Annotated in this window: 5 protein-coding genes; 3 read left to right on the top strand and 2 right to left on the bottom strand. The window is 57.9% G+C overall.

Annotation, left to right across the window (positions count from 1 at the left end; translation table 11 throughout):
• On the bottom strand, nucleotides 1–1,670 hold a 1,670-nt coding region (locus tag VMU57_RS01845; protein WP_325380212.1), incomplete at its 3' end, for a GH92 family glycosyl hydrolase.
• A 193-nt stretch (nucleotides 1,671–1,863) separates the two neighbouring features.
• Here VMU57_RS01845 and VMU57_RS01850 point away from each other — a divergent pair.
• Nucleotides 1,864–2,304 carry a hypothetical protein gene (locus VMU57_RS01850; RefSeq protein ID WP_325380214.1) on the top strand — a complete coding sequence of 147 codons (441 nt, stop codon included), beginning with the start codon at nucleotides 1,864–1,866 and terminating at the stop codon, nucleotides 2,302–2,304.
• An 87-nt stretch (nucleotides 2,305–2,391) separates the two neighbouring features.
• Nucleotides 2,392–2,937 carry a hypothetical protein gene (locus VMU57_RS01855; protein WP_325380216.1) on the top strand — a complete coding sequence of 182 codons (546 nt, stop codon included), beginning with the start codon at nucleotides 2,392–2,394 and terminating at the stop codon, nucleotides 2,935–2,937.
• A gap of 26 nt (nucleotides 2,938–2,963) precedes the next feature.
• On the opposite strand, the gene VMU57_RS01860 is transcribed toward VMU57_RS01855, so the two are convergent.
• Nucleotides 2,964–4,145: a glycoside hydrolase family 27 protein gene (locus VMU57_RS01860; RefSeq protein WP_325380218.1), complete on the bottom strand. Its 1,182-nt coding sequence runs from the start codon at nucleotides 4,143–4,145 to the stop codon at nucleotides 2,964–2,966.
• Nucleotides 4,146–4,315: 170 nt separating this feature from the next.
• Here VMU57_RS01860 and VMU57_RS01865 point away from each other — a divergent pair.
• Nucleotides 4,316–4,756 (top strand): protein kinase domain-containing protein (locus tag VMU57_RS01865; protein WP_325380220.1); only part of this gene is annotated, 441 nt, incomplete at its 3' end.

Genomic DNA, 4,756 nt, shown 5'->3' on the forward strand with positions numbered 1-4,756 from the left:
CCGCCGTCGGGTGCCGCGTTCGGGTTCCAGATATTTTTCCAGTACTGCGCTCTCACCGCGAATCGCTGGCGCAAACCTTCGTCGCCCAGATGTCCGGCAAGCGCCGAGATACCAAACTCCGCCGTGACATCCTCCAGCGTGTCCGCCGCCGGTCCCCACGCAGGAGCGCCCACAGGAATGTAGTGCAGCTTCAGCCACTGATTGAGTCCCGGCCGCTGACCCACGCACTCCACCGGGCAGCCATCATGGCTCAGGTCCTCCTTGGTCGGAACATCTGCCGCCCGCACCAGCGAAGCCAGCGCACCCTTGGCGTCAAAATTGCGGCCGCCAAACGCCCATATGTCAGCAACTGCCGCTGCCGCCGGATCGCCGTTCATCACATGCGTCGCCCCGCCCAGATGCGTCCATCGGTCCCACCGTCCGCCATCCTGCTGCGACTGGTTGTACAGGCTCTGCGCAATATCGCTCCCTTGTTTCGCATCCAGCCATGTCAGCAATTGAAACTGCGACCGGTACACATCCCATCCCGAGAAATTCGCATACTGCACGCTCTGCGGCGCGACCACGCGATGCACCTTCTCATCCATGCCCATGTACTCGCCGTTCGCGTCGCTATAGGTAGTCGGCGTCATCAGCGCGTGATAGAGCGCCGTCGTAAAGACGATCCGCTGCTCCTCCGTGCCGCCTTCGGTCTCGATCTGATTCAGGCGCTTGTTCCATGCTGCCCGAGCACTCGCCGCCACCTGTTCATAGGTCTCGCCGTCGCGACTCTCCGCCTCAAGATTTGCCTCGGCATTTGCCTCACTGACATACGAGATCCCAATCCGCACTCGAACCGTACCGCCCGTGCCAAAGCCCAGCCACACGCCAGAGCCATGGCCCGCCTCAGGAAATCCCTTCGGCCCAAATCCTGTGCCGCCTTCGGACGTCGTCGCTCCCCGGTTGACCTTGTCATCCTTCCACGCACCCGTCTCGGTCACAGGCCGGTCGAACCGCGCCACAAAGTGGAGCGTGTAGTACGGCCTCCGGTCTTCCGTGCCGATATACCCGCAGAAGTTGCCACTCCTCACCGATCCCGTAACAGTTCCCGTCGCAGCATCAATCTTCGTCTGCGCCGCGGTAGAGCCAACCTCCGAGTCCGACGTCCGCACCAGCACGCGCGCCGGTTTACCCTCAGGAAAATTGAACGTCGCAACGCCCATCCGCGTCGCCGCCGCCAACTCCACCTCTACCCCGTTGTCCAACTTCACCTGATACGAGCCCGGCTCCGCCTTCTCGTCCGCATGGCTGAACCCAGCCGAGTAGGCATGGCGAAAATCAACCGACGGCGACCCCTCGACAGCCTCCGTAATCGGCATCAGCGGCACATCGCCCGAGCCGCCCGCGCATCCCCAACCCTCCACATTGGTCAGGCTGAAGCCGCGTATCCTGTTCGCGCGATACTCATAGCCTCCGGGTGCCGCAATCATCCGCTTCAGGTTCACCGGCGTCGCCTCCGGGCTGAACTGCACCATCCCAAACGGCATCGTTGCGCCGGGAAATACATTGCCGCCGTTCGCCGTTCCCACCAGCGGATTGACCAGCGAGGCGCGATCAGCCACCCCAGCAGCTTGCAACGTCGACGCAGCCACTACTGTCATCAAGGCAGCGGCAAATAATTTCGGAAGCATAGATCCACGCATCAGGTTCATGACAGTAGCGTAATAGATAAATTGCCGCGCCATTATTCGAATGTCAATTTGCGGCGCCAAATAAACCACTTGCCAGCAGCCCTGTAGAAATAGCATCATCATCACGCGCACACTCTCCCCATTCCAGCGCACGGCCCATCTTCGGATGCAGATCACTAACGTGGAGAGCAGCATGATACGAATCGCTTACAGTCCTAAACTCTTCGTCGCAGTCCTTCTATGCGGCACCATGGCCTTTGCCGCTGCACGCAACTGGCAGAGTGGCAAACTGCTCGATACGGAGCAGCAGAAGGTCACTGACGGCAGCACCACCCACTACAACACCGACTCCCAGAAAAAAACCAACAGCAACGGCAAGACCAACTACTCGCAGAACACCACCGCCACAACTACGGACAACACCGACACCTATGAGGTCTACACCATCGAAGGCCCGGAGAAGACCTACATCGCCCGCGAGAAGCTGCTCTTCCCCTGGTCGAAGCCAGCGAATGTAACCGTGGGCGCCGAGCTGAAATATGCCATCGACGGCCGCAAGCTCATCATCCTCGATGAAGACCAGAAGGAGCACAAGGCCTCCATCGTCAAGACCAGCCTCAACCACGCAAACTAAACGGAGCCTCACCGTATTGTTGCAGGACGTTTACTTGACGATGCCCCCGCGCGGTAGCACCCTTTTATCAACTAAGGAGATTCCGCCATGCGTAAGCTACTCCTTCCCCTCGCCCTCCTTGCAGTCACCCTTCCTCTCGTCGCCCGTGCCGACACCATCGACGACTTCGTCTTCACGGGGGACACCAGCACGATCAGCTTCTCTCTGCCCGCATCGCCGACGAACGTGTCGGTAGTTCCAGGTTGCTGCGGAACTGACTCCGGTTTCGTCATTCCTGCCATCATCACTGTCAATAACGTCACTTACGACGAAGGTGCTCAGTTTCTCAGTCAGAGAGTTGGCCCGGGTGTTGACATTGGCCTGACGAATAATGACAGCATCACCCTCTTTGGGCCGCTGCTCTACTCCGGCTCCTCGGCTGCGCCTACCTTCAAGACCGGAACATTCAACCTGTATAGCTTCGATGCCCCCGATTTCTACTACACCCTCACCATTACGCCGGAGTCCACCCCGCCGTCAGCCGTACCCGAACCCGGCACCGTGGTCCTTTTAGGCACAGGCTTCGTCGGCCTCTTCGCCCTCTTCGCCCTTGCCATACGGCGCAGATCGTTCGCGCCGATGGCACAGGCTTAACTTCAACGCACTCGTCCCATTACTGCTTATCTGCTGACGATCAGCAGCGCCGCTCCATGTTTAGGCAGCCGTCTGACGACATTCCCTGAGCGATGCCCCAGGTCTTTCTTCTCCCAGACATCGCGCACGTTACCGCCGCTTCGAAATCCAATCGCGGCCAGATCGACCGAGACATCGCGAACGCTCCAGCTTCGGTTGAACAACCCCACCGCCACGCGTCCGCCGCTCAGCGGCTTGGTCCACACATCCAGATCGCCGCTCTCATACAGGCGGTCGCCCTGCTTGCCCAGCGAGTCCTGATCGATGGCGATGGCGTCCTTGTTCATCAAAAGGCTCTTGTCCGCATCGGTCATCTTGCTCAGATCATTGCCCGCAAGCAGAGGCGCGGCAAGAATCACCCACAGGCTCATGTGGGTCTTGTATTCGTCATAACTCATCTTGCCGTTGCCGATCTCCAGCATGTCCGGATCGTTCCAATGCCCCGGGCCCGCATACTTCGACAGCCCTGCCTGGCTGAACCCAATCGCGATCATGCGCCCATAAGAGTCGTTGATGTCGTCGGTAGTCCGCCACATATTGGCGCCCAGTCCCGGACCCCACTTCCACGGCTGGTCCACACCATACTGGCAAAGGCTATACACAATCGGTCGCCCGGTAGCCTTCAGCGCATCGCCCATCTTTCGATAGGCAGCGATCATCAACTTATTCGCTGCCTCTGGATCGTTCGGATGCTCGGCCTCCACCTTGTGCATATTGTCCTGAAACGAGCAAAGATCGTACTTCAGAAAATCGACTCCCCACGCCGCATACATCTTCGCATCCTGCGCCTCATGACCAAGACTGCCCGCGTAGCCGCCGCAGGTCTTCTCTCCCGGCCCAGAGTAGATCCCAAACTTCAGCCCCTTGGAGTGAACATAATCCGCCAGTGCCTTCATATCGGGAAAGCGATCGTTCGTATGCAGAACACCCTGCGCATCGCGCTCGCCCTGCCAGGTGTCATCGACATTGACGTAGACATAGCCTGCATCGCGCATCCCTGTACTCACCAGCTCATCCGCAGCCGAGCGAACATCGGCATCGGTCACATGGTTGGCGAAATGGTTCCAGCTATTCCACCCCATCGGTGGCGTCGCGGCAAGCTGCGTCTGGCCAAAGGCGGGAGCAGCAGAGAGGAGAAAGGTACAGAAGAGGCTGGCGAAAAGACGCATTGAAGAGCTCCTGAAATCGGTTACAAAGTCGCGGGACAAGAATACAGTGTCGAAGGTTTTCACGCTCATTCCGTCCTTGAATTCCGCGATGTTTCTTCTACCCCGCCGTCGACCCCCGTGGGCGATAACTTGTAAAACAGGAATTGCAAAGTCGCATTACAATTCTTCTCATGTCCTCGATGCCTATGGTTCCCGCGCCGGTAGTCCCCCTCTTTCTCAAAAAGGGCCTAGAGCTTAAAGATCGTTATGTCATATCTGAACCCTGCGGTTCCGGCGGCTTCGGTACCGTATGGCGGGCGACTGACAAACAAGAATCTAGGGATGTGGCGATTAAGCGGTTGTCAACACGGGGAGCCGACAATATCGTTGCACTGAGACAGGAAGCCGATAGCATCATTAAGTTGAAAGGTCACAAAAACATCGTCCAGGTTTTTGAAGTTTTCGAGCTTGGTGGTGAAGGTTTTCTCGTGATGGAATATGTCGATGGAGAGACGTTAGAAGCGACACTCAGAAGACATGTACGAAGCTCTACCTGGCTTGAGCAAGATGAAGCCCTTGATTATGCCAAGCAAACATTAGAAGGTTTAATTTATGCGCATGCTTCTGGGATC

This window comes from Edaphobacter sp., assembly GCF_035532915.1.
Classification (GTDB): Bacteria; Acidobacteriota; Terriglobia; order Terriglobales; family Acidobacteriaceae; genus Edaphobacter.

Coding starts and splice junctions, on each gene's coding strand:
- VMU57_RS01860 (WP_325380218.1), bottom strand. CDS start 4,145: ATGCGTCTTTTCGCCAGCCTCTTCTGTACCTTTCTCCTCTCTGCTGCT.
- VMU57_RS01850 (WP_325380214.1), top strand. CDS start 1,864: ATGATACGAATCGCTTACAGTCCTAAACTCTTCGTCGCAGTCCTTCTA.
- VMU57_RS01855 (WP_325380216.1), top strand. CDS start 2,392: ATGCGTAAGCTACTCCTTCCCCTCGCCCTCCTTGCAGTCACCCTTCCT.